The 24,076-nt window shown below is 55.1% G+C and carries 20 protein-coding genes and 1 tRNA gene; 8 read left to right on the top strand and 13 right to left on the bottom strand.

Annotated elements, in window-relative coordinates; translation table 11 throughout:
* Positions 1-236 precede the first annotated feature (236 nt).
* From xdhC to QVF11_RS24455, 6 genes are all read right to left on the bottom strand, one after another.
* Positions 237-716: a xanthine dehydrogenase iron sulfur-binding subunit XdhC gene (gene xdhC / locus QVF11_RS24480; RefSeq protein WP_287859965.1), complete on the bottom strand. Its 480-nt coding sequence runs from the start codon at positions 714-716 to the stop codon at positions 237-239.
* Entirely contained in the window at positions 713-1,591 is an 879-nt protein-coding gene (gene xdhB, locus QVF11_RS24475; protein ID WP_287859962.1) for a xanthine dehydrogenase FAD-binding subunit XdhB, read from the bottom strand. Before xdhB ends, xdhC begins: the two co-directional genes overlap by 4 nt.
* Positions 1,592-1,595: 4 nt before the next feature.
* Complete coding sequence (gene xdhA, locus QVF11_RS24470; RefSeq protein WP_287859960.1) at positions 1,596-3,899, bottom strand: xanthine dehydrogenase molybdenum-binding subunit XdhA; 2,304 nt, start codon at positions 3,897-3,899, stop codon at positions 1,596-1,598.
* Positions 3,900-4,113: 214 nt separating this feature from the next.
* Positions 4,114-4,830 carry a DUF554 domain-containing protein gene (locus QVF11_RS24465; protein ID WP_287859957.1) on the bottom strand — a complete coding sequence of 239 codons (717 nt, stop codon included), beginning with the start codon at positions 4,828-4,830 and terminating at the stop codon, positions 4,114-4,116.
* Between the two features lie 14 nt (positions 4,831-4,844).
* Entirely contained in the window at positions 4,845-5,423 is a 579-nt protein-coding gene (locus tag QVF11_RS24460) for a UbiX family flavin prenyltransferase (RefSeq protein WP_287859955.1), read from the bottom strand.
* Positions 5,424-5,434: 11 nt separating this feature from the next.
* The gene (locus tag QVF11_RS24455) at positions 5,435-6,928 is read right to left on the bottom strand and encodes a UbiD family decarboxylase (protein ID WP_112217141.1); all 1,494 of its coding nucleotides are present in this window, start codon (positions 6,926-6,928) and stop codon (positions 5,435-5,437) included.
* Positions 6,929-7,144: 216 nt separating this feature from the next.
* Here QVF11_RS24455 and QVF11_RS24450 point away from each other — a divergent pair, with 216 nt between their 5' ends.
* The 5 genes from QVF11_RS24450 to QVF11_RS24425 all read left to right on the top strand — a co-directional run bounded on the left by QVF11_RS24450 (position 7,145) and on the right by QVF11_RS24425 (position 12,840).
* Positions 7,145-8,041, top strand: a complete 897-nt coding sequence (locus tag QVF11_RS24450) for a LysR family transcriptional regulator (RefSeq protein ID WP_112217142.1) — start codon at positions 7,145-7,147, stop codon at positions 8,039-8,041.
* A 90-nt stretch (positions 8,042-8,131) separates the two neighbouring features.
* Positions 8,132-8,857 (top strand): amidase activator ActS, encoded by a 726-nt coding sequence (gene actS, locus QVF11_RS24445; RefSeq protein ID WP_287859951.1) that lies wholly within the window; start codon positions 8,132-8,134, stop codon positions 8,855-8,857.
* 80 nt (positions 8,858-8,937) lie between these two features.
* A tRNA-Gly gene (locus QVF11_RS24440) sits at positions 8,938-9,011 on the top strand.
* A 995-nt stretch (positions 9,012-10,006) separates the two neighbouring features.
* Positions 10,007-10,738 carry an arginine ABC transporter substrate-binding protein gene (locus QVF11_RS24430; RefSeq protein WP_287859949.1) on the top strand — a complete coding sequence of 244 codons (732 nt, stop codon included), beginning with the start codon at positions 10,007-10,009 and terminating at the stop codon, positions 10,736-10,738.
* Positions 10,739-11,286: 548 nt separating this feature from the next.
* Complete coding sequence (locus QVF11_RS24425) at positions 11,287-12,840, top strand: peptide MFS transporter (RefSeq protein ID WP_287859946.1); 1,554 nt, start codon at positions 11,287-11,289, stop codon at positions 12,838-12,840.
* A 40-nt stretch (positions 12,841-12,880) separates the two neighbouring features.
* On the opposite strand, the gene QVF11_RS24420 is transcribed toward QVF11_RS24425, so the two are convergent.
* A complete protein-coding gene (locus QVF11_RS24420) occupies positions 12,881-13,660 on the bottom strand; it encodes an acetoin reductase (RefSeq protein ID WP_110276384.1) in 780 nt (259 codons plus the stop codon).
* A 162-nt stretch (positions 13,661-13,822) separates the two neighbouring features.
* Between QVF11_RS24420 and QVF11_RS24415 the strand changes: the two genes are divergently transcribed.
* The 3 genes from QVF11_RS24415 to QVF11_RS24405 all read left to right on the top strand — a co-directional run bounded on the left by QVF11_RS24415 (position 13,823) and on the right by QVF11_RS24405 (position 17,146).
* A complete protein-coding gene (locus QVF11_RS24415) occupies positions 13,823-16,555 on the top strand; it encodes a LuxR C-terminal-related transcriptional regulator (protein ID WP_287859942.1) in 2,733 nt (910 codons plus the stop codon).
* A gap of 76 nt (positions 16,556-16,631) precedes the next feature.
* Positions 16,632-16,862: a 4Fe-4S mono-cluster protein YjdI gene (gene yjdI, locus QVF11_RS24410; protein WP_112217148.1), complete on the top strand. Its 231-nt coding sequence runs from the start codon at positions 16,632-16,634 to the stop codon at positions 16,860-16,862.
* A gap of 11 nt (positions 16,863-16,873) precedes the next feature.
* Positions 16,874-17,146, top strand: coding sequence for a GNAT family N-acetyltransferase (locus QVF11_RS24405; RefSeq protein ID WP_110276387.1), 273 nt, complete (start codon positions 16,874-16,876; stop codon positions 17,144-17,146).
* A gap of 28 nt (positions 17,147-17,174) precedes the next feature.
* Here the strand turns inward: QVF11_RS24405 and QVF11_RS24400 are convergent, their stop codons facing one another.
* From QVF11_RS24400 to QVF11_RS24375, 6 genes are all read right to left on the bottom strand, one after another.
* Positions 17,175-18,611 (bottom strand): EAL domain-containing protein, encoded by a 1,437-nt coding sequence (locus QVF11_RS24400; protein WP_287859968.1) that lies wholly within the window; start codon positions 18,609-18,611, stop codon positions 17,175-17,177.
* A gap of 28 nt (positions 18,612-18,639) precedes the next feature.
* Complete coding sequence (locus QVF11_RS24395) at positions 18,640-19,602, bottom strand: fimbrial protein (protein WP_112217151.1); 963 nt, start codon at positions 19,600-19,602, stop codon at positions 18,640-18,642.
* Positions 19,603-19,616: 14 nt separating this feature from the next.
* Positions 19,617-20,117, bottom strand: coding sequence for a type 1 fimbrial minor subunit FimG (gene fimG, locus QVF11_RS24390; RefSeq protein ID WP_112217152.1), 501 nt, complete (start codon positions 20,115-20,117; stop codon positions 19,617-19,619).
* Positions 20,118-20,129: 12 nt separating this feature from the next.
* Entirely contained in the window at positions 20,130-20,660 is a 531-nt protein-coding gene (fimF, locus tag QVF11_RS24385) for a type 1 fimbrial adaptor subunit FimF (RefSeq protein WP_112217153.1), read from the bottom strand.
* Between the two features lie 10 nt (positions 20,661-20,670).
* Positions 20,671-23,307, bottom strand: coding sequence for a fimbrial biogenesis usher protein (locus QVF11_RS24380; protein ID WP_287859937.1), 2,637 nt, complete (start codon positions 23,305-23,307; stop codon positions 20,671-20,673).
* Positions 23,308-23,380: 73 nt separating this feature from the next.
* Positions 23,381-24,067: a fimbria/pilus periplasmic chaperone gene (locus QVF11_RS24375; protein ID WP_376767775.1), complete on the bottom strand. Its 687-nt coding sequence runs from the start codon at positions 24,065-24,067 to the stop codon at positions 23,381-23,383.
* Positions 24,068-24,076: the final 9 nt, after the last annotated feature.

The following is a 24,076-nucleotide window of genomic DNA, read 5'->3' as shown; positions in this document are numbered from 1 at the left end:
CGCCATCAGAGAGAACTGGCCGGTTCTTTCTGACGGAGTCATCATACAAGCCCGGGCAAGGCGCTTTGCGCCGCCCCCGGGAGAAAGACCACAGAATCTTCCCGGAGGCGATGCTGCGCATCTGTCCGGGCTACAAGCCTTCAGTCGTCTGCGTTTCCGTAGCCCGGGCAAGGCGCTTTGCGCCGCCCCCGGGAGAAAGACAGCAGAATCTTCCCGGAGGCGATATCCGACGCGCGTTATTCCTGCTTCTCGCAGGCCTGTACGGCCTGGAGGATCATCTGATAGCCGGTGCAGCGGCACAGGTTCCCCGCCAGCCCCCGGCGAATCTCCAGGACGGTTAGCGGTTGGCTGCGCGGCCTGGCGAGCATGGCTGTGGTCGCCATAATCAATCCCGGCGTGCAGAACCCGCACTGAACGGCCCCCGATTCTGCATAGGCTTTTTGCACTGGTGACAGCCGCCCGGCCTGCTGCTCTCCCTCCAGCGTGCGAATCTCCTTGCCTGCGGCCCAGACGGCGAGATACAGACAGCTGTCTATCGCCGTTCCATCAATCAAAACGGTGCACGCGCCGCACTCCCCGACACAGCAGCCGTGTTTCACGCTCAATAACCCCTGTTCGCGCAGCAGCTCGGAGAGCGGCATACCCGGTGAGACGCTTAGCTGAAAGCCCATTCCGTTGATTCGACATTCGATGGTGATTCTGTCGCTGTGATTCATCGCCATTCTCCTCCCGCCGCAATAACGGCTTCGCTGACCACTTTTTTTGTCATCGTCTGGATAAGGTGTAGACGAAATGCTTTGCTGGCGCGCCAGGAGGAGCGCGGGGTGACGTCCTGCAATACCACTTCGCTCAGTGTCTCAAGGGTTTGCCGGGTTAATGGGGCATTTTGCGCGCTCTGTTCAGCGTGTTGGCAGCGGATGGGCGTGGGGGCGGCGACTCCGAAGGCCAGCCGCAGCTCGCGAATGCGACCCTCTTCCAGACAACAGCGCGCGGCACAGCCGATGGTGGAAATATCCATGGCATCGCGCATGGCATATTTATAGTGTGCGCTGCCGGTAGATGAGGTGGGCTGGGCAGGAAAGTGAAACGCCACCACCAGCTCGTCGTGCTCAAGAGACACCTTGCCGGGACCTGTGTGGAAGCCGTTGATCGGCGTAAAGCGCACGCCCTTAGACGAATGGATCTCCAGCGAGGCCTCGTAAATCAGCGTCGGGGTGGCAGAGTCGGCGCTGGTCGCTCCGTTGCAAATATTGCCGCCGTAGGTGGCGACGTTACGAATTTGCGGTCCGGCGATTGAAGCGGAAGCCGCGCTGAGAGCAGGAAGATGGCGCTGGACTAAGGGATGGTCGATAAGCTCGCTAAAGGTGGTGGCGGAGCCGATGCGAATCCCGCCGTGCTCAGTGAGGGTAATGCCGCGCAGCTCCGCTAAGGCGTTGATGTCCACAATATGGCGATAACGAGCGTTGTGATGGTGAAGCTGAATTAAAACGTCAGTGCCGCCCGCGAGCAGTTTCGCCTGCGGATTGTTTGCCAGCAGCGCGATGGCCCCGACGATATCCGGGGCGCGATGGTAGGTCGCGATATCAAACATAGTCTTATCCTTTAATCAAACCCGCTTCATGAAACGCCTCGAATAGCCGTTTTGGCGTCAGCGGCAGCGTATCGACAGCGACGCCCGTCGCCATTTTGACCGCGTTACGAATGGCGGCGGCAATGGGAATAATCGGCGGCTCGCCGAGCGATTTATGCCCGTAGGCGGATTGCGGCTCCAGCGTTTCAACGAACGCGCTCTCCAGTTCCGGGAGATCGAGCATGGTCGGCATTTTGTAATCCAGCAGGTTGGGGTTACGCACCACGCCGCTGTCGGCATCGATAATCATCTCTTCAAACAGCGACCAGCCGATGCCCATCCCCATTCCGCCATGCACCTGACCTTCCGCCAGCTGTGGATTCAAAATATGACCAGAGTCGTGGACGTTGAGGATCCGATTAATCGTGACTTTGCACAGGGCTAGATCGACGCTCAGGTCAACAAACGTGCAGCCGAAGGCCGGGGGATTGGTGGTGGTTTTCACCGAGCTTTCCGCCGATAGCTGACCGCCGCGTTCTGGGTGATAAAACGCGTCCATGGCCAGGTCTTTCAACGACAGCAGCGGGCGCGTGGGGCGATCGATAAGGACGATATTGCCGCCGATTAGCGTCAGGCTCATGGCCGACTGATGCAGCATGACAGCAGCGTGAGTGAGGATTTTTTCTTTCAATTCCAGCGCCGCTTTGCGCAACGCGGGCGCGGTGGTATAGCTTTGCCGCGAAGCAAACGCGCCGGGATCGAACGGGGTGACATCGGTATCCTGAGTCGAAATCACGTGGACATTGCTCACCGGGACGCCGACGGTTTCCGCCACCATCTGCGCAAACACGGTATCGGCCCCCTGACCAATTTCCGTCGCACCGCTCTGGACGTTGATCGTCCCGTCCTGATTCATCAGCAGGCGGACCCCGGCGATTTCAACGCCGACCGGCCAGGTGTTGGAGGTATAGCTAAAGCAGGCGACGCCGACACCGCGACGGATATCTCCCCACTGATTCTGATATTCAGCGCGGCGTTTATCCCATTCAAACAGTTCGCGGCCTTTTTGCAGGCACTCCGGCAGCCCGGCGCTGTAGATAATTTTGCCGGTGAGCGGGTTGGCGTCCCCTTCACGGGCGACGTTGAGTAAGCGGACATCTATCGGGTCCAGCCCCAACGCAGTGGCGGCATCATCCATCATCGCCTCCACCGCAAAAACAACCTGCGGCGCGCCGTATCCGCGCATTGCGCCCGCCGAAGGCAGATTGGTATAGCAGGTGGTTGAACGGTATCCGTAGGCGCTGCGTGGATAGAGATACGCCACTTTGTTGCCGCCCGCCGAGGCGATGGAGTGACCGTGCGAAGCATACGCTCCGGTGTTAGACAGCACGTCGAGACTGTAGCCTTTTAAGATGCCGTCGCGATTGATGCCCATTCGCCCGTCGATAGTAAAAGCATGTCGCGTGCGGGAGGCGAGGAAGCACTCTTCGCGGCTGAGCGAAACCTTCACCGGAATACCGCCGAGCTTACTGGTCAGGAAGGCCACCATCGGCTCTTCCAGCACGTCCTGTTTATTACCAAATCCGCCGCCGACATAGGGCTTAATGACCCGCACGCAGGACCACGGAATACCGAGCGCCTGACCGACGACCCGGCGCACGATGTGGGGGATTTGGGTGCTGGTGACGATGGAGATGCGGGAATCCTCTTCCATCCAGGCAAATGAGGTGACGGTCTCCATATGGCAATGTTGGATGACCGGCGTTTGATAGTGTCCCTGAATCTGCAGGTCTGCAGATTCAATCGCCTGCGCAACGTTCCCGGCGGCCATTTCACTCTGTTTGAGCAGGTTGCCGCCGGGATGGATTTCGACAGCACCCTCCGCCAGCGCGGCCTCCGGGGTGGTTATTACCGGTAAAGGCTGCCAGTCGACCTTAACCCGCAGCGCCGCTTTCTCGGCGGTCAGCTCATCTCTGGCCACCACAATCGCCACCGCGTCACCGTGATGACGGACGTGACGGGTCAGCAGATAGCGGTCGGCGGTGTCGCGTTTACCCGCCTCCAGCGTCCAGGCGTGGCCTGCGGTGGCAAACGCAATATCCGGCACGTCTTCCCAGGTAAATACTGCCAGCACGCCGGGTAAGTTTTTGGCATCGTCACAATTGATGCTGTTGGCATAGCCATGTGCTATGGGGCTGCGAACATATTTGGCATAACACATGCCTGCCATCACGTAATCATCGGTGTATCTGGCCCGCCCGGTCACCTTGGCAATGGCATCCACGCGCATACATGACTCACCGGTAACGGTCGCTTCTCGCGATTCCATAGTCGTCCCCCTGAAATGAAGATTTGGCTCGCAAGCCAATACCTAAAACAGGCAAGAATTACGCCAGAAGCGGAAATTACGGTGGGCAAGTCAAGGAACTGTGATGATGTTAAAAGTTGTAGCCGTTATGGGGAGAGGAGGGCGAAAAAACGCCGTGCGCCGCGTATCATTATGAGCTTAATCAAATCATTATGATACGCGACGATAGATCTTATCAGGCAACCAGTGCCGCCCATAAATGGGAGAACGGCATCACCAGAACCAGTCCGGGCAACATATTGGCGACCGGGAACAGCTTGATGTTACAGATACGCAATCCGGTCGCCACCATCAGCAGCCCGCCTGCACAGGAGAAATCCGCCATCATCTCAGGTGAGATCATCGGTAGGATAACCACAGCCAGCATCGCCAGCGCCACCTGAATAATGACCTGCGGGATAGCGATGGTCATCACCGCGTAACCCAGCAGCGTGGCAAAGATCCCGGCGGTGAACAGATCGAGAATCGTTTTGATGTACAAGATTGACGGGTCGCCGCTTATCCCTTCCGTCATCGCCCCGAAAATGCCGGTGCCGCTGGCGCAAAATAGCACCAGGATAGCGACAAATTTCTCCGTGAACTCTTCGTGGCACAGGCCCTGCACCGGGGGAAGCACTTTATTGATAAAGCCGCGCGTTGAGCCTGCCGCCTTACCAATGCCCTTTTCCAGATGCAGCAGTTCACCGAGAATTGCGCCGATCACCATCGCCAGCACCACGGCGGGCATATATTTCACTTTCAAAACCAACGTAATGCCAAGACCGACGGAGCACAGGCCGAAGGTCATCGGCAGCGCCGTTTTTACGCGATCGGGAAGCTTACCGCCCGCCGCTGCGCCAATAAGTCCGCCAATAATCACGGCGGCTCCATTTACATATGGGCCGATTAACATTGAATAATTTCCTGTTAATTAAAACTTAGCTCGCCCTCGCCCCAGCGAGGGATGTTGTTGACCTCAAGGTCAAACAGGTCGAGCGCGCGATTAACGCTATGAGTAATGATGTCGTCTGCCGTTTGCGGGCGTTGATAAAGCGCCGGAACCGGTGGGAACACAATCCCGCCCATTTCCGTCACCGCCAACATATTGCGAATATGGCCGAGGTTGAGCGGCGTTTCGCGGGCCAGCAGCACCAGGCGGCGGCGCTCTTTCAGCACCACGTCCGCTGCCCGGGTGAGCAGGTTGTCGGTCAGACAGTGGGCAATGGCACCTAGAGAGCGCATTGAGCAAGGGGCGACCAGCATCCCCAGCGTTTTGAATGAACCGCTGGAGATGGATGCCCCCAGATTGCCAATGGGATGCACCACGTCAGCCAGCGCCATCACCTCGTCCAACTGATAATCCGTCTCCAGTTCGCAGGTTTTCTCCGCGCCTTTTGAGACCACCAGATGGACTTCAACGGGAAGCGGGCGAAGTAACTCCAGAGCCTTCACTCCGTACTGAAATCCTGATGCTCCGCTGATACCAATGATGATGCGTGCTTTCATGGGGGTCTCCTTTATTCGAAATCCGGCAGGAAGCGCTTCACGTCCACGTCTTTAAATTTGGAACGCTGGAAGTTGTGCTTCAGGTGGAACGGTACCGTACAGTCGAAAATGGTTTTGCAGGACATCCCCTGTTGCAGGATGCTCGGGCTGTACTCCGGCACCTGGGACGGGTCGAGCGGGTGGCAGCGCACGCCGGGGATGGTAATGGTGTCGACATCGCCCTGATAGCGGGTTTGCATGGCCCACAGCACGTCGTCGCTATCGAAAATATCCACGTCTTCATCTACCAGAATCACGTGCTTGAGTTCCGGGAAGGCGGAGAAGGCCAGCAGGGCCGCCTGGCGCTGACGCCCTTCATCGGCTGGGGAGAATTTTTTAAATTGCAGCACTGCCAGCAATTTACCGCCGCCAGCTGAGTGGGCGAAAACGTTCAGCAGTTTGCCCGGCATCGCGCGTTCGACCATATCCAGAATGCTGGCTTCTGTGGGGATACCGGCCATGTTGACGTGTTCTTCGCCTGGACCGACGGTGGTGCGCCAGATGGGGTTGATGCGATGGGTCACGGCTTTCACCTTGATGACCGGGATCGCCTCTTTCGCTTCGCCGGTATAGCCTGGAAATTCAGGCATTGCGCGGCCGGTGTTGGTGTTCTGATCTTCACGTACGCGTGCGTTTGGCAGCAGTTCGCCTTCAATGACAATCTCGGCGTGGGCGATGGCTTTTTCATTAATGGTTTTACACTGCACCATTTCAACCGCTTTGCCGCGCAGCGCGCCCGCAATGCTCAGTTCGTTGAAACCCAGCGGCGTGGTCGGCGGCTCGAAGCAGGCGGCAATCTCAATTGCCGGATCGACACCAATGCTGATAGAAATCGGCAGCGGCTGTCCTGCGGCTTCCGCCTTCATGCGGAAAGCATCAATATGGCGACCGGGGGTCAGCCACATGGAGAGTTCGTCGCGGCTCTGTACGCACAGGCGGTGAATAGTGATATCGGACTCGTGCGTTTCCGGGTCCGAGGCGTAGCACAGGCCCATGGTGATATAGGGACCTGCGTCTTCTTCGGTGTTGGTTGGAGCAGGCAACAGTTTGCGCAGATCGAAATCAGCATCGCTCGCCAGATGAACCACTTCCTGACATACCGCAGCACTTTGAGCCATTACCGGTGCGATGGCGTTTTCGACCGAATCTTTTAGCAGATGCCCCAGTTTTGCCGGTTCACACTGGAGAAAATGGCTGACGCGCTGGCGCGAGCCGTTCAGGCCAATCGCCACGCTGATATCATTAAATCCTTTGATTTTATTGAAGACCATGACCGGCCCATTCTTGCGGGTCGGGCGCTGGCAGGTACCACCTGCACCCACGTAGCGATAAACCCCGGAGAGTTCAGCATGCGGGTCGACTTCGGTATCGGTTTCAACATACTCGCCGGGAAGCGTTTTCAGGAGTTCTAGCGCAGAGCGTAAATCATGCACCGTTGAAGTTTTTTTGTTATCAGTATTTGCCATGGGATGTTCCTTCAGAAAAGCAGTTTTGCTACCGGCACAATATTTTTCATTGCCCTTTTAAACAAATACCGTTTAGCGGAGGCTCAGTAGATCAAAAAAGTTTATTTTAAGAATGTGTTAACGGATGATTAATCAATATGAGATGAAGCGGCGCTGGCTTTTTATTTGGCAGCGTAAGTGTGATACTGATAAGAAGATAAATCACGGGTGGCAATGATGGATTTAAAGCGCTTACGTTACTTTTGTCGGGTGGTGGAGCACGGTTCCGTCAGCCAGGCGGCGAAATCACTGAACATGGCTCAGCCGCCGCTCAGCAAGCGGATACAGGAGCTGGAAGAGGAGCTTCAGGTGTCGCTTTTTGTTCGTCGCGGTAACCGCATTGAACCGACTGAAGCCGGCTTTTTTCTTTATCGTAAAGGCTGTGAAATATTACGCCAGGTAGAAGATACCGCCCGTGAAACAACGGATATCGCGCAGAAAAACAGAACTGAATTACGAATTGGCTTGACTCATCTTTATCAGAATTATTTTAAACCACTCTTAATGGAGCTATATCGGTGTAACCCTGAAACATCGATAAATATCTCCGTTACCGACTCCAGCCATCTTGAGGCATTATTAACAGAAGGCGCAATCGATCTGGCGTTAATACAGCGGCCCTATCGCAGCGAAGGCTTTGATTATGTCTCTTTTGACCCGATCAAGCTGGTGGCGGTGATTAATAAAAAATGCCTGTCTGGGCCACCGTCAAATCCGTACAGTTACACTTCACTGGCGGAGCTGCCGCTGGTGTTGCTGCATCGGGCAAAGGATTCAGGGACTTACGAGATGCTGATGGATCTCTTTCGTAAGTCCGGGGTAAATGCGAAGGTGATTATGCATATAACCCAGCCGGGGGTGATCCTCGACTGGCTCGAATCCGGTCTTGAGGCTGCGACGCTGCTGCCGTCTTCCGAAGTTGATGCTGACAAACTTAGCCAGTGCTACGTGGTGGAGGTATTCCCCTCGCCGCAAATATTCTATCCGGCGCTGGTGAAATTGCCATCCATGTCCTATCTGCCCGCGCTAATGGATATTATCGCCCAGGGATATCCATTTAATACTTCTGGATGAAGGGTTGAGATTGGGGATCGTCCTACGGGCTGGTATGATAATCGCCCCCTGGTTTCGAGGTGAGTGTTTGTGTTGAGTGCAGGACGCCTGATGAGAAAACGCCTTTTTATCACGATAATGTTGGTGAGCAGCCTGATCGTTGCAGGGTGCTCCAGTTCATCTGATTCCGGCTCCACGTATACCGTGAAGCGCGGCGACACGCTATACGCCATTTCGCGCACCACCGGCACCAGCGTCAGGGATCTGGCCCGACTCAACAATATTTCACCTCCCTATACCATTGAAGTAGGACAAAAGCTGAAGCTGAGCAGCAGTTCAGGAACCACCGCGAAATCGGGAACATCCAGCAAAAAATCATCAGCCAGCCGCACTGCTGCCGTGACGCCATCCTCGGCGGTACCGCAATCATCCTGGCCACCGCTCGGACAACGCTGCTGGCGCTGGCCAACCAGCGGAAAGGTGGTGCTGCCGTACTCCACCAGCGATGGTGGTAATAAAGGTATTGATATCGCCGGGAAGCGCGGCCAGCCGGTCTATGCGTCCGGTGCGGGCAAAGTGGTGTACGTGGGCAATCAACTGCGCGGCTACGGTAACCTGATTATGATTAAACATAATGAGGACTACATCAGCGCCTATGCGCACAACGATAAGCTGATGGTGAATAACGGTCAGAGCGTGAAGATTGGCCAGCAGATCGCCACTATGGGCAGTACGGATGCTGATTCCGTGCGCCTGCATTTCCAGATTCGCTATCGTGCAACGGCTATCGACCCACTGCGCTATTTACCGCCGCAGGGTAGTAAGCCTAAGTGCTAAAAGGTTATTTTATCGGCAGTTAGCGTAGTTTGGGCTTGTCAGCGAGTGCGTAAGGTCTATAATGGCCCTCGCACTTCTTTGCGGGCGTAGTTCAATGGTAGAACGAGAGCTTCCCAAGCTCTATACGAGGGTTCGATTCCCTTCGCCCGCTCCATATATTTTCTCTTATAAATCCATCGGTTACACTCAGATTTTATACCCGTAAGCAAGAGATCCATTTCGTAAAGTGGCGGAATATATAAACGTTGGAATTGCCCAATTACACCAATATTTCTGCGTCCTGTATTGATTTGGAAAGTAACCGCGATCAGCAGGTGAGCCATGGTTTTTTGCAATCCGCAGGATAGTACGCGCATCCCTTATTTCCAGGTTGCGGCTAGAGGGCCGATGATCACCAGACTTTGCTCTACGGTTACTGCGGCTTTGAAGTCTCATTATCCCCGCATTATTTGAGTGCTATGGGTGACACCTGGCTGCAAAAGGGCGGTGTCTACGTGGTCGCGAACATTCACGGTGGAGGGGAGTATGGTCCGTTATGGTATCAGGTGGCTCTGAAGTAGCATCGTCACCGTGCCTATGAGGATTTTGCTGCGATCGCGAAAGACCTGATCACGGCAGTTCACCGGAAAATAGCCAACGGGCATTTCAGCGGATCATGAAAGAAGAATTTCTGTGGCAGATGCTGACTGAGCACTCATCGTGAAAATGGCTGCAGTTGTCGGTGTAGGGCTGTCTGAGTTAAGAAGAAAAATCCCCGATCTTTAAGTCAGGGTTAGATATTTTGCGTATTGCACCTATAGTGAAATTTTTATCTCTGCTTAAACCATTACTATTCTTGCTGATATGAAACATAACCTTCAGCTTGATATATTATGCTGTGGTCAATCGCGTAACGCGTAACCTGTGGATATGATTCATTAATTTATGTCCGATAAGATGGCAGGAATCTACAGAACCGGCGCCAGTTCAAGTATAATTGTTCTCCCCGGACGGGCGGCATCTGCTATCTCGCAGGCCATAACCTGGAAGGTTTATCGATGACGAAAATTATTTGGGCGATGAATTTGATTCGATGCCTGACGGAAATAACGATCCCGACCATCTTTCAGACCGCTGAATTATTGTAGGGGTATCACAGGGAGCATTAACATGAAAGGCACTTATCTCGCTCTTGCGCTCGGTGTATTTTCTTGTTCGGCGCTGGCGGCTGAACGGGTGATCCATTTTGGTACCAGCGCGACCTATCCGCCGTTTGAATTTGTCGATGGTAATAACCAGGTGGCTGGTTTTGATATCGATATTGCCAAAGCGGTATGTAAGGAACTCCAGGCGACCTGTAACTTCACCAATCAGAGTTTTGATAGCCTGATCCCGGCGCTGCGTTTTAAGAAAATGGATGCGGTGATTGCCGGTATGGATATCACACCGCTGCGTGAAAAGCAGGTTGATTTCTCGACGCCGTACTTCAACGAACTGTCGGCGGTTGCGGTGGTGCGCAAAGATACCTTCCATACCTTTGCCGATTTGAAAGGTAAAAAGCTTGGCCTGGAGAACGGGACCTCTCATCAGCGCTATCTCCAGGATCGCCATAGTGAGATTGAATCTCAAGCCTATGATAGCTATATGAACGCGCTAATCGACCTGCGAAACGGACGCCTGGACGGGGTGTTTGGCGACGTGGCGGCGATGAAAAACTGGCTGAAGGAGAACCCGGACTTCGTCATTATGGATGAGCACGCCACCGACCCTGAGTATTATGGTAAAGGTCTGGGCATTGCGCTGCGTAAAGGGAACCCGTTGCTGGCGGAGATAAACCAGGCGCTGGAGAAGGTGATGGCTTCTTCTGAATATAGCGAAATTAAAGAACGCTGGATTAAATAATCGTCCATAACAACGCGTCAGTCTCACCTGCTGGCGCGTCATAAACACCCGCTAAAGCCGTATACGAATGCCGTCGGTTCGGCGATTTAACCCTCGAGTTGTGCAAAGTTCGGTGCTGGATTACCTACGCCCCCTGATGGCGATCCATTCACAACTTTAATTGTTAGTTTTATCGGCCTTTCCTGACATTGTGCTCATCAGACACGTATTTCTTAGGGTTATTGATTGGGCGTTGTTCACTCATATACGACCCGGTAATCATAAGAATAAATATTATTAATTATTTGTTTTTTAATGATTAAATGATTTTTTCTGTGTGTTTTACCATGTCAATCACATTTCCCCTCTCGCCAACTTTAAATCCGGAAAAGTAGACGTTTGTCGAATTTTCATCTAAAAAGTTGGGGTAAGGGACTAGACAGGACCATTTTTAGGTTATCAAATGGTTAAATATCATCACATTAAATGTGAATAATTGACCTTGTGTATAAAAGGTCAACACGCTTCCCGTGGTTTTAAATCGCTGCGGGTATCTTTTGGGAGAAGTTATGCATTCCTCTGTGAATAAAAATGAAAGTCGGACCTTTTTTGGTCATCCATACCCGCTTGGTTCGCTGTTTTTCACCGAAATGTGGGAGCGATTTTCGTTCTACGGCATTCGTCCATTACTGATCCTGTTTATGGCGGCCACCGTTTATGATGGCGGCATGGGGCTGGCGCGTGAGAACGCCTCGGCGATCGTGGGTATCTTTGCCGGTGCGATGTATCTTGCCGCGCTGCCAGGCGGCTGGTTGGCGGATAACTGGCTTGGTCAACAAAAGGCGGTCTGGTACGGTTCGATTCTGATTGCCTTGGGCCATCTGTCCATCGCGCTGTCGGCGGTGATGGGGGACACGCTGTTCTTTATCGGCCTGATGTTTATCGTGCTCGGTTCCGGCCTGTTCAAAACCTGTATTTCGGTGATGGTTGGGACGCTCTACAAGAAGGGCGATGCGCGCCGCGACGGTGGATTTTCACTGTTCTATATGGGCATCAACATGGGGTCGTTCATTGCGCCGCTGATCTCCGGTTGGCTGATTAAGTCTCACGGCTGGCACTGGGGCTTTGGTATCGGCGGTATCGGGATGCTGGTTGCGCTGGTTATCTTCCGCGTCTTTGCCGTCCCGGCGATGAAACGCTACGACAGCGAAGTCGGTCTCGACTCAACCTGGAATAGCCCGGTCGTGAAAAGAAACGGCGTGGGTGGATGGCTGCTGGCGCTGACGGTCGGCGTGGCGATTGTCATTACGCTGATTGCCCAGGGCGTTATCGTGATTAACCCTGTCGCGGTTGCCAGTATGCTGGTCTACGTTATTGCCGCCTCGGTGGTGCTGTACTTCATCTATCTGTTTGCCTTCGCCGGGCTGAGCCGCAAAGAGCGCGCTCGCTTGCTGGTCTGCTTTATCCTGTTGGTTTCGGCGGCCTTTTTCTGGTCGGCGTTCGAGCAGAAGCCAACCTCATTCAACCTGTTTGCTAACGACTACACCAACCGTATGATCGGCTCTTTTGAGATCCCGGCGGTATGGTTCCAGTCGATCAATGCTCTGTTCATCATTCTGCTGGCACCGGTATTTAGCTGGGCGTGGCCTGCGCTGGCGCGTAAAAACGTGCGTCCGAGCAGCATCACCAAGTTTGTTATCGGTATTCTGTGCGCGGCGGCGGGTTTTGGCCTGATGATGCTGGCGGCGCAAAACGTGCTGAGCAACGAAGGTGCTGGCGTTTCGCCGATGTGGCTGGTTGGCAGTATCCTGATGCTGACGCTGGGCGAGCTGTGTCTGAGCCCGATTGGTCTGGCAACCATGACGCTGCTGGCACCGGAAAGAATGCGTGGTCAGATGATGGGGCTGTGGTTCTGCGCCAGCGCGCTGGGGAACCTGGCGGCGGGCCTGATTGGCGGTCATGTGAAGGCCGATCAGCTGGATATGCTGCCTGACCTCTTTGCGCGCTGCTCCATTGCGCTGCTGATCTGCGCTGCGGTGCTGTGCGTGCTGATTGTGCCGGTTCGCCGGATGCTGGAAAACACCCAGAGCAAGAAGCCGCAGGAACCGACGGCTAACGCGTAATACCTCTAAAACCCGGCGCGTGCTGCGCCGGGTTTACTCTTTAACGGTAAACAATACCGCCATCGATCAGGATCGATTGACCGGTAACATAGTCGGAATCCGGGCCTGCCAGATACGAAACCAGGCTCGCCACATCGTCCGGCGTTTCAGCCCGACCCAACGCGATGCCTTCTACATACTTTTTATAGGTTTCGCCAACCGGTGCGCCGGTTATCTCTGCGAAGCGTTTATCGATTTCAGTCCACATACCGGTACCCACAATCCCCGGGCAGTAGGCGTTAACCGTAATGCCGCGGCTGGCGTACTCTTTTGCGGCCGCCTGGGTCAGGGCGCGCACGGCAAATTTGGTCGCGGAATAGATCCCCAGCAGCGCGAAGCCATCATGTCCGGCGATAGAGCAGGCGTTGATGATTTTCCCTTTTTGCTGACGATCGATGAATTTTTTTGCCGCCGCCTGAATGCCCCACAAGGTACCCTGAACGTTGATACGCATAATCCGATCAACCTCTTCAGGAGTCACGTCGGCCAGCGCCTGTACCTGCGCGATCCCGGCGTTGTTGACGATAATATCAAAGCCGCCCAACGCCTTTTCCGCCGCGTCAATGGCGGCATAAACCTGATCGCGGTCAGCGATATTGGCGACGAAGGTGGCTGCTTTGCGGCCCAGCGCCTCGACTTCGGCGGCGACGGCGGCAATCCCTTCAGGATTCACGTCCACCAACATCAGCGACGCGCCATCTTTGGCCAAACGCAACGCAATACCGCGGCCAATGCCCTGACCCGCGCCGGTTACCAACGCAACTTTATTTTCGATAGCCATATTCTGTACTCACCTTGTACTGATTAATAAACCTGGGATCTCTGCGACTGACGTCATATCAACGTAGTGAATTGAATTACTCTATCTGGCACGATAAGCATGGCCTACCCCCCTGATGGGGGGGATAATGACCAACGGACTGGATTAAGAGGTAATCGCGGTATGGCTTTTTTATCCTCACAGGATGATTCACTGGCGGCCTTTGTTGAGCAGGAACCTTTCCGCTTCACGCGTGCGCTGCCGCTAATCGCCACCCGCTTTACGCCGCCCCGCTCGCCGGAAACGCTATTGGCCCGGGAGCGTCTGCTCCAGCGCCTCGATGATGCGACATCCCGCCGATTGGCGCTGGTTTGCGCCCCCGCCGGATTTGGCAAAACGACTCTGCTGGCGCAGTGGTATCGGCATCGTCATCGACAAGGTGATGCGCTGGCCTGGCTGAGCCTTGATGAGGATGACAGCGCGCCGCTGCTGTTTATGCGCTATTTGCAAGAGGCGCTACGGCCGCTGTGGCAGGGCTGGAGCTCGTCTTTTCTACATGCTCTGGAAGGGGAACTGCCAGCCGATATCACTCTGTTCCTTGCCGAACTCGTCAATCAGCTCAATCAGTGCCCGCATCCGCTATATCTTATTCTCGACGACTATCAGTGCATTACCGACCCGGCGATTCAGCGGGGAATGAGCTGGTTGCTAAACCATGCGCCGTCTTCTTTACATCTGATTATCGGCAGCCGTAACCAGCCGCCTTTAGCGCTGAGCCGCCTGCAAATGCAGGACCAGCTACTGGAGGTGTATGACCCGGAGCTGCGCTTTAATCCCAGCGAAGCCAATGCCTATTTTGCTGCTTCGTCAGCGCTCAATCCGCAGGATATTCCCCGGCTGATTGCGCTGACGGAAGGTTGGGTGGCGGGGATGAAAATGGCCGCGCTATCCCATGACGCAGCCGGTTCTTCATCTGCGGCGATGGGGCTTAGCGCCAGCTCGCGGTCAATATCTCGCTATCTCGACGAGGTTATTTTTACGCCGCTTCCTGCCGAGGTATTTGATTTTCTTCTGCACACTTCGCTGCTTAACCGCTTGCATCCGGCGTTATGCGATGCGGTTAGCGGCAAAGATAACGCGAGGGAGATGCTGGCGTGGATTGGGCAGCATAACCTGTTTCTGTCGGCGCTGGATGAGGGCGGCCTCTGGTTTCGCTATCATCCGCTGATGCGTGACGCCTTACTGCACCGCCTGCAGCACAGTAGCGAGATTGATATTCGCCAACTGCACGACCGCGCCAGCGGGTGGTTTGCCTCACAACAGCTTTGGGCTGAGGCGATTCGCCACGCACTGGCTGCCGGTAAATCGGCGACGAAGGATGCCGAGGCCGGGGCGCAGTCGCTGGCGGAAGAGGGGGATATTGATACCCTCGTGCGCTGGATCCGCTATCTACCCGACAATCTTGATCCGTCGCGCATTGAACTTCAGCTCAATCTGGCCTGGGCGCTAGCGCACCGTTTCCGCTTTAGTGATGCCCGCCAACTGCTTGATGCCATTGAGGCGCAGGCAGCTGCCAGGCCTGATGTTCTGGTCCACAGTTCGCGTGTAAAGTTGCAGGTTGTGCGGGCGATTTGCGAAGCCTTTGCTGACAACATTTCGCGCAGCATTGCTATTGTCGAGCCGCTGCTGCACGAGGTGCCCTGCGGCGATATCTGGGTCGATGGTCTGGTGTGCAACATCCTCAGCTACTGCCACCTCGCGGATTCACGGCCACAGCAGGCGCTGGATGTTCAGCAGCGCGTGGCGGGGGTGAGCATCGCTAACCGCAACCTTTTTGTTGAGGTCTACCGGGCGTTCGTAATGGCGCAGGGTTATCTGCGCCAGGGGAATCTCGCCGAGGCGGAGCGGCAGGCCTCGCGTGCGCTGCGTTATGCGCAACAGCATACCGGTGCTAACTCTAGCAGCGGGGCGACCCTGGCCCCCATACTGGCGGAGATTGCCTGGGAAAAAGGCGACGTTGAGCAGGTCCAGAGCCTGCTCGCCCCACGCCTGGAGATGATTGATAACTTTTGCCCGCCGGACGGCCTTAGCCGCTGCTACATCGTGCTGGCCCGTCAGGCTCGCGAGGCAGGCGGGCGAGAAGAGGCGGAGTCGTTATTACTTCATGCCGAGGGGCTGGCCGCCCAGCGCGGCTGGCTGCGGGCGCAGGCTCCGCTGCTGGCGGAACGGCTCGCCATGTCGCTTCTCGCGGGTGACAGACCAACTGCCGAAGCGCTGCTGTGCCGCCTGCAGGGGCTTAATCAGATGCAACAGCAGGATGCGGTTGGCGGATATATCGCGTTAAGCGAGAGTCGTTTACTTTATGCTTACGGCGAGCCGCTGGCCGCCGCACGGCAGCTGGATAAACTGGCAAGCGTCCGGGAACACAACGGCGAGTGGCTGTTTGCTGTGCGTTTACGGCTGATGCAGGCGCTCTCTCTTTGGCGCGCGGGGGCTCAGGAGCAGGCTGTGGTTGTTGGCCGCCCGGCCCTTTCGCGCGCATTGCACCAGGGACTGTTGCGCAGCCTGCTGGAGGGCGGGGCGGAGATGGCTTCGCTACTGAGTGAGATACTTAAACGTAGTGGGCCGGACGACAACCTGGCCGTTGATATCCCATCTCTGTTATCGCATTTCGCGACCGCCGGGATTGCCACGGATGCGAACCGCCCGCAGCCGTCCGCGTTGCGTCTTACCGAACGCGAACAGCAAACGCTGCGTTTGATTGCCGAGGGGTATTCTAATAAAGGCGTTGCGCGCGAGCTGGGCATTTCAGCGGAAACCGTCAAATGGCATCTCAAACAGCTTTACGAAAAGCTACAGGTGAAGGGACGCATTCAGGCGGTAAATCAGGCGCGAGAGTGGCACCTGCTGAGCTAGCCCATAGCCAGCATGAGAGTCGAGGGCTATGCTTAGAGCTTACAACCATACCAATAAAAATAGCTGAGGCAATGTCATGGATAAGGAACTACTGGAAGCGGGCTATCGCGCCTATACCGGGGAGAAGATTGATGTCTACTTCAATACCGCTCTCTGCCAGCATTCGGGAAACTGCGTGCGCGGTAGCGCAAAGCTTTTCAACCTGAAGCGTAAACCGTGGATCATTCCCGACGAGGTGGATGTCGCCACGGTCACCAAGGTTATCGATACCTGCCCAAGCGGCGCATTGAAGTATCGCCACAAATAAGCGAGGAAATGATGGAAATACTGGAAGGCCACAACAAGTTTTACGTCAATGACGCCGAGGGGAATCAGGTGGCGGAAATCGTTTTTGTACCCACAGGTGAGCATCTCAGCATTATTGAACACACTGACGTAGACCCCAGCCTGAAAGGTCAGGGCGTGGGGAAAAAGCTGGTGGCGAAAGTGGTCGAAAAAATGCGTGGCGAGCAGCGGAAAATTATTCCGCTGTGCCCGTTTGCTAAACATGAATTTGATAATACCCGCGAGTACGACGATATCCGCGCCTGAAATCAATGCGCCAGTGAGCTGGCGCTATTTACCCGGCGATAAGAGTAAGATCGCGGCCTGATAAGAGTCGGTGAATAAGATCGCCTATGTTTTCTCGCTCCACCGGTACAGAGATGAAGTATCCCTGAAACCGATCGATCCCCAGCGCTTTCAATTTATTGAATTTATCCAGACTGTCCACCCCTTCAGCAATACAGCGGCTGCCGGTCAGCTGACAATAGTAGATCAGGCTTTTTATCAGCGCGAGCGCGTGTAGATCTCCCTGCATATCATTCACAATACTCATATCCAGCTTATATGCGCTGAATTTGACGGAGCGCACCGGAAACATGACGCTGCTTTGTGAAAAGCAGTCATCCAGCATAATGGTGAAGCCCTGCTTGCGTAATCGGGCGATGTTTTCAGCCACTTTGCTCTGGCGATTGATGTCGATGGTTTCAGCAAATTCCAGTACCAGCCGACAAGATACGTGTGGCTGATGCAGTTGCTGACGCGCTGTTTCCAGCATACTGACCAGATTTTCATGGCTGGCGATGGCGGCGGGGATATTGACCGAGAAATAAAAATCCCCAGGATGCTGATTGATATTCTGCACGGCCTCCTGGAGTACAAAGGCCGTCAAAACCAACCACGCGTAGTCTGAACGCAACTGCGGTAAAAAATCGCCCGGGAGCATAATGTGACCGTTTTGCCGCCAGCGAGAGAGAATTTCTATCCCTTTTAGCTGCATCTGACCATCAGTAATGGGCTGGAAGACCGGGAAAATTTGTCGGCAATGAATAGCATGGACAAAATTTCGCTCAAAAGCGGAAAGCGCAGAGTTAGGCTGTATTTTCTGTCCCTTCGTCTGGCTGCCGGGGAAATGGGCTGCCAGCTGAGGATGATGCTCCACCATTTTTTTCAGTCCTGCGGTTCGCTGGGTATAGAGCGTTTTGTGGCTAATACCGCGGTGTTTAGCTTGGGCATTAACGCTGTCACCGCTCAGAAAACCGAGAATAGCGTTCAGCTCTTGCCTGGTGAGTCCGCCAGTTTTTTTTCCGCCGATCTGCATCTCTTCGTCTACCCGCTGTTTAAGCGAAGGATATCTTTCCAGAATATAGTCCTGGAGCACTGCGGTCAGGCTGGGGACGGGCAGATCGGAGGCGGCGGCACGCACTTCAGAAAGCAGATGGTGGTCGATGACTTGATGCAGCAGGGTATGCCACAGCCAGCAGGCCGGGCTACGGCTGAGGATCAGCATCGGTAGCGGCGTGGCCGCCAGCTCCAGCATCGAGGCGACCTGCTGCAGAGTGATAAGCAGCCTGGCCGGGGCTTCGGGCAGAAATACCACAATACGGCGAATGTCAGCACCGGCAGGTAATTCCGTCGCGTCCAGCGGCAGCACCACGGGCCGCATCCCGCTGGCTACCATGACTTTTACCAGCCCGTCGGCCACCAACGAGCAGGGTGACAGGATGTAGTCCATTCCCGGTCTGCTGTTCGTCATAGACGCGTTACTGGTAAACAAAGGTCACCCCGATAATTGACTGGACGTTCCCCGCGGTGACCTGCCCGCTGGTGCGTGCATAGGTCGCGGTGAGACCTAAATTGACTGCCGAAGTGCCAACGGTTCCCATTGCGACGGTACTGTTTGACCGCATGATAGAACCATTACGCAATAGCTGAACGCCAATCCCCTGAGCCGGAGAGGCTGAGGACGTATTAGTGAAAACGGTATTGGCGGTATCAGCCGTGGTACCAGAGAGGTAAAACCCGATATTTTGATTTTGCCCACATCGTACCGTGAGTGGGATTGCGGTAGAACCGGGATAGGTAGGTAGCGTTACCGTGACGTTGCGAGCGGAAACATCACACCCGCCCGTAGGGATGATCACGCTATTGTTAGCATAAATGTGCCAGGTAAATTTTGAAGTACGAACATTACCGCCGCCGTTGATATCGGAACCGACCTGATACATCACCAGCGTTGCGATATGCGAACCGGCGCTAATCGCTAGTCCGGAGGCGGTCGATATTGGAGTCAGGTAGAGCTGCGTATTCCAGTTGGTGTAGTTACCGGAAGTAAAGTTGTGGCTGGCGGTTGGGGAGTTTAGCGGGAAATTGTAGCTGACTCCGTAGTACTTTAAAGAACCAGTGAAATTTGTCAGCAGGCCGCTATAGGCCGAGCCTTGTAGCATGCTCACCATGTCGTTACGCGTGTTCGGAGCATCATTTCTACAAAAAATAGAATTAGATAAGTCGACGACCAGGTTTTGCCCCGCACCAATACTTGGTTGTAGGTTGACATAGACGTTAGATACCTTTCCTCCGGTATCGCTGTTTAATATTGTTCCGGTGGAGTCGTAGCAGGTATAGGCTCTGACGCTGGTAGAGAATCCTGATAAAAAGATCAAAATCCACAGCGCCTTGATGAAGGTCAGGCGACATTGACCGGGGGTGGTAATCTGCTGATTCATGATTATCTCCTGCCTCAAAGCCAGGTGTAGGTGACGTTAATCACCGCCTGGATTGTTCCTTGTGTTGGTCCGCCGTTGACCGTCAGCGCTCTGACGCGCAATGGAAAGCTGGTCGACTGCGTTGCATCGTTGACGGTCATCGTTTTGGTTGAACCGTTGTTAAATCGGCTTCCGCTGGTGTCCTGTAGTTCCAGTTGAAGGTTTCCCGCCGTTCCCTGATTTTTGTAATAGCCCGTGCTGTCAGTCGTTCCGCTGAAGGTGGCGGTGACTCGTGACGTGCCAATCGGGCAGTTGCTGAGATCGAGCGTGACGTTATGCCAGCCCGATGCCGATCCGGGTGAAAGCATATTGAAGGTGTATAAATCACCCAGATCGACGGTAGCCTTCGGCGTAGATATGGTGCAGGGCCTGGCCACCACTTTGCCGTTAACGGTAATGGTCACATCGGCGGCATGGGAGGTGCTGGCGAAGGCCAGTAAACCGGCCAGCAGCCAGCGTGTATGAGTCCATTTCATATCAGCCTCCGGTTACTGAAATTCAAGAGTGAACGTCGCGGTAGCACTAACGTGTCCTGCGCTTATCGGAACGCGAGCGGTCATCAGCCGGGCGTAAAAGTTCAGCGTGTTGGCCTGACCGGGCTTCAGCGTTGTCCATGCAATATTTGACGAGGGGGAGTTGAGAACCAGAGGTACCCGGCTGCCGCTGAGTATCTGCACGCCAATTCCGGAAGCCGCCGATACCCCGCTATCGAGCTTAAGCAAACTGGTGTTGTCGCTGTCCGCTACGCCGGTAAAACCAACTTTGACCGCGGTAACGGAACCGCCACAGGGCGACAGCACGATGCGAAAAGGCACCAGCGGGGTGGTCGTGCCGATGGCATTAAACTGCTTTGCGGCGTTATTCATCAGGTCGACGGTAAAATCCTTTGATTCCCCCGCAACGGCGCAGGTGTTATCTCGCACATATCCACTAATCGTGATGGTGCTATCGGCGGCAGGCGTGCTGAAGGAGACCAGAGAGAGTATGGTGCCCAGCAGATACAGGTTTTTTCTCATCATCATGGCTTCCTTAGCGGCATACTGCCGACAGCTGGCTTAGCGCCTGGTTCTGGCTTTCCGGCGGCAGACGATAGTCGGCTTCGCAACTGGTATCCGGCCCTTCTCCCCACTTCGCATGCACCTTGCCCGTCAGCGGCATCCCGCTCAGATAGACCAGGCCATCATCGGCAACGATGCTGCTATTCTGGCTACCCACAGAGGTGACCATTGCGCCAAAGGGAACCGGTTTACCGTTGTGAGTCAGCTTCATCAGTAGCTTCATACCGACGCTGGCTTTAAATTCGGCACGCGCTATCGCTCCGTGGGTCGGCACAATACTGACCACCGCATCATCAAGGTCGACATTGTTGGCGAGCGTATTGGTATTCAGCGCCACCCGGTTTTCCCGGTATTCGGTGGCGTAGGGCAGCACGGCGTAGCCGCGCCAGTCGGTACGAACACCGGTCTGGTTTTCCACCTTCACCCCGTCTGCTCCAGGAGCTTTGATCAGCACGACGGTATCGTTCATTGGCTGGCTCAGGGTGACGCCATCGGCGTGGGCCAGTACGCCGCCGCTCAGGCCGTAATAAAGCTGCTTAATGCCGTCGCTACGGCTGTAGCCGACGTTGGCGTTGCCGTAGCCGCCGCGGTAGTTCAGCGCCGCGTAGCCGGTACTGCCGCTGTTACCTTCCCCGCCACCCGCGTAGCCGGTTTGTACGCTGTAGCTCAGGTTGTTGTCCTCCAGCAACGTGCCGTACAGGCCTGCGAGGCTGGTGGTTCGACCATTCAGATCGTTGGACATGCTGTAGCTGGCGTTACCATTTTTCCAGGCCGAGGTACTGTCGGAGCGCATCCAGTGGCTGAACGGGATACTAAAATTGAGCGCCAGCATCTGGTCACGGCCCTGCTGCCAGGCGTTTTTGGTCAGACTGTAGCTCAGCGTCCAGTTGATATCATCAATGGCGGCGTTCAGTCCGGCCTGTAGCTGTTGGTCGGCGCTGCTGGTTCCCCAGTAGGTCTGATGACTGCCGCTGAGGTAGAGGGTGGCGGTGCGTCCTAACTGCTGGGTAACGCTGAGCTGCACTTTGCCACGCTTGTTATAAGCGAGGTTGTAGTAGTCAGTGAACTTCGGCTTTACTTTAATCACGCCATCCTGAGTGTCGACGTTGTAGCCGCTCATTCGGTTATAGGTGGTGTCAGCTAAGCTGAAATAGCCGCGCGTAGAGTAGCGGTAGCCCACCAATTGAATATTTGTTCCGGTATCCGTGAGCGACTTGTTATACAGGAAGCGTACAGACTGCCCCTGGTGATCGCTGTCATCGGGCAGGGTCGCGTTGGCCTGAGTCACATCCAGCGACAAGGCACCTAACTGCCCCAGATTTTTCCCCACGCCGAGATTAAAGGCTCGGTAGCGATCTGCCAGCTGGGTGCCGCCGTACAGCGTCCAGCCTGCCGGTAGACCGTGTAAGAGAGTGCTCTGGAAAAACTTTGGCTTGTCCTGCTGATCGTTGCCACTGCGGTACTCTCCGGCGGTGACGGCATAGCGGGTATGGCCCTCGCGCTGGAGTACCGGGACGGACGAGTAGGGAACGGTGAAAAACTGGTTGCTGCCGTCGGCCTCTTTGATGGTCACCTGCAGATCGCCGCCGTTGCCTGCAGAGTAGAGATCGTTAATGGTGAACGGGCCGGGCGGCACCGTGCTCTGGTAGATCTCATAGCCGTTTTGCTTCACCGAAACCTGCGCCGTGCCGCGGGCAATACCGTGGATCACCGGAGCAAATCCTTTCTGGCTGTCCGGCAGCATATTGTCGTCGGAGGCCAACTGCGCCCCACGGAAGTTAATCCCGTCGAAAACATCACCGTTGGTATAGCTGTCGCCCATCGTCAGGCGTGAGCGTAGCGGGGTGATATCGCGCTCGAGCCAGGTATTGACGTGCTGCCACTTGTTTTCATTGGTCGATGAGCTGCCGCTGCTGCTGTAGCTCCAGGTGGTGTTATCGCGTAGACGCCACGCGCCGAGATTCAGCCCGCTTTGCAGGTTCAGATATGCATAGTTGCTGCTGCCGCCGATGTCGTTCTGGACGTTGTTGCCGGTGAAGTTGTAGTTCAGCAGCCCGGCGTTAATCCCATGATCCCAGAGTTCAGGCGGAATATAGCCGCGGGCGCGGTTGCCCATAAACGCCTGGGGAACGGTCAGATACAGCCGCTGTAAGCCAACATCAAAGCGGGTAGTGGCATCTTTGATCATCTCAGTTATCGGCACGCAGGCATCGGATGCTAACGCATTGATCCCCTCAACGGATGAGGTATTCACGCCCATTCCTGAAAGCTGCCCGCGGGTCAGGCAGGGGAGCAGCGCATGGTCGTTTTTTCCGGCATTAAACGTGACATCGCGGGTGGTCATAAAACCATCGTTAAGGTAAATATCAACGCGATAGGTTCCCGGCGGCACTTCCTGACCGCTGGCAAATCCTGATAAGTCTGCCACGGCGGCAGGGTCGTCCGCTAAAAAACGCGGATTAAAATAGAGCTCTGCCTGCACTGAAAAGATCGGTGAGGAGAGTAAAAGGGCCAGCGTGAATGGGGCGAAAGCGCGCACATTTATCGGCCCATGGCCGTTTATACGCCCGGAGCCCAGGTAGTCGAGTCCATATTTCAGATGTGACATAGTCCCTCCGGTCCAAAGTCGCCCGGCTGTCAGTTCTTATTTTTATTTCCGGGAGAACGCGGTCTCCCGTCAGTTATTGCATTGCACCTTTCGTTTTCGGGGTCAGTGCGCCGTAGTCGTTAATGGTCCGGTACGTAATCTCGCTACCTGCATCGGAAGGCAGTTTGACGCTGGTTTCTCCCATTGGCGGAACCAGGGCATTCTCCAGTATCCGGGTTCCGGCATTGAGTTCGGTGACCGTCAGATAATATGGGGTGGGGTTGATCAGCGTGAGCGAGCCTGCGCTGCGGCGAAACTTCAGCTTTTCCGGTGCCTGATCCGGCGGCAGCGCCAGTTTTGCCGGGCGATAATAGAGCTTGATACGGCTGATAATCGCCAGCTGCAGGGTGTTGTCGCTGAGCTTTGATTTATCCATTGACGGAATGGCTTTGACGTTCATCCAGAACAGGGTTTCGCGGTCCTGCGGCAGCTGGTTGTTGGTGGCATCAATGATGCGCAGGGTGTTCTCTTTTTTTCCCTGCATGGCAAACAGCGGCGGAGTGATAACAAAACGTCCGTCTTTTGCGCCATCAGCGTTTTCCACCCATGATTGGATCAAGTAAGTGCTCTTTTCGTCGTTATTGGTGACCGCCAGCTGAACCTGCTTCTGCCCGGAAGGGTAAATAACGCGTGTCGCGCCCAGCGCCACGCCTGCCTGGGCCTGAACGGTAAATCCGATAGCGGCTATCATCAGCACTCCTGCCAGTAAACCGCGCGTCATCGCCAGTGT

The organism is Klebsiella sp. (genome assembly GCF_027492335.1).
In the GTDB taxonomy this organism is placed as follows: Bacteria; Pseudomonadota; Gammaproteobacteria; order Enterobacterales; family Enterobacteriaceae; genus Klebsiella; species Klebsiella huaxiensis.
The sequence above is the reverse complement of the archived record's forward strand: the minus strand, read 5'-3'. Positions and strand labels throughout refer to the sequence as shown.

Coding starts and splice junctions, on each gene's coding strand:
- QVF11_RS24380 (WP_287859937.1), bottom strand. CDS start 23,307: ATGTCACATCTGAAATATGGACTCGACTACCTGGGCTCCGGGCGTATA.
- QVF11_RS24420 (WP_110276384.1), bottom strand. CDS start 13,660: ATGGCTATCGAAAATAAAGTTGCGTTGGTAACCGGCGCGGGTCAGGGC.
- QVF11_RS24395 (WP_112217151.1), bottom strand. CDS start 19,602: ATGAATCAGCAGATTACCACCCCCGGTCAATGTCGCCTGACCTTCATC.
- yjdI (WP_112217148.1), top strand. CDS start 16,632: ATGGATAAGGAACTACTGGAAGCGGGCTATCGCGCCTATACCGGGGAG.
- xdhA (WP_287859960.1), bottom strand. CDS start 3,899: ATGGAATCGCGAGAAGCGACCGTTACCGGTGAGTCATGTATGCGCGTG.
- QVF11_RS24460 (WP_287859955.1), bottom strand. CDS start 5,423: ATGAAAGCACGCATCATCATTGGTATCAGCGGAGCATCAGGATTTCAG.
- QVF11_RS24450 (WP_112217142.1), top strand. CDS start 7,145: ATGGATTTAAAGCGCTTACGTTACTTTTGTCGGGTGGTGGAGCACGGT.
- actS (WP_287859951.1), top strand. CDS start 8,132: ATGAGAAAACGCCTTTTTATCACGATAATGTTGGTGAGCAGCCTGATC.
- QVF11_RS24430 (WP_287859949.1), top strand. CDS start 10,007: ATGAAAGGCACTTATCTCGCTCTTGCGCTCGGTGTATTTTCTTGTTCG.
- fimG (WP_112217152.1), bottom strand. CDS start 20,117: ATGAAATGGACTCATACACGCTGGCTGCTGGCCGGTTTACTGGCCTTC.
- xdhB (WP_287859962.1), bottom strand. CDS start 1,591: ATGTTTGATATCGCGACCTACCATCGCGCCCCGGATATCGTCGGGGCC.
- fimF (WP_112217153.1), bottom strand. CDS start 20,660: ATGATGAGAAAAAACCTGTATCTGCTGGGCACCATACTCTCTCTGGTC.
- QVF11_RS24415 (WP_287859942.1), top strand. CDS start 13,823: ATGGCTTTTTTATCCTCACAGGATGATTCACTGGCGGCCTTTGTTGAG.
- QVF11_RS24375 (WP_376767775.1), bottom strand. CDS start 24,067: ATGACGCGCGGTTTACTGGCAGGAGTGCTGATGATAGCCGCTATCGGA.
- QVF11_RS24405 (WP_110276387.1), top strand. CDS start 16,874: ATGGAAATACTGGAAGGCCACAACAAGTTTTACGTCAATGACGCCGAG.
- xdhC (WP_287859965.1), bottom strand. CDS start 716: ATGAATCACAGCGACAGAATCACCATCGAATGTCGAATCAACGGAATG.
- QVF11_RS24425 (WP_287859946.1), top strand. CDS start 11,287: ATGCATTCCTCTGTGAATAAAAATGAAAGTCGGACCTTTTTTGGTCAT.
- QVF11_RS24455 (WP_112217141.1), bottom strand. CDS start 6,928: ATGGCAAATACTGATAACAAAAAAACTTCAACGGTGCATGATTTACGC.
- QVF11_RS24400 (WP_287859968.1), bottom strand. CDS start 18,611: ATGGACTACATCCTGTCACCCTGCTCGTTGGTGGCCGACGGGCTGGTA.
- QVF11_RS24465 (WP_287859957.1), bottom strand. CDS start 4,830: ATGTTAATCGGCCCATATGTAAATGGAGCCGCCGTGATTATTGGCGGA.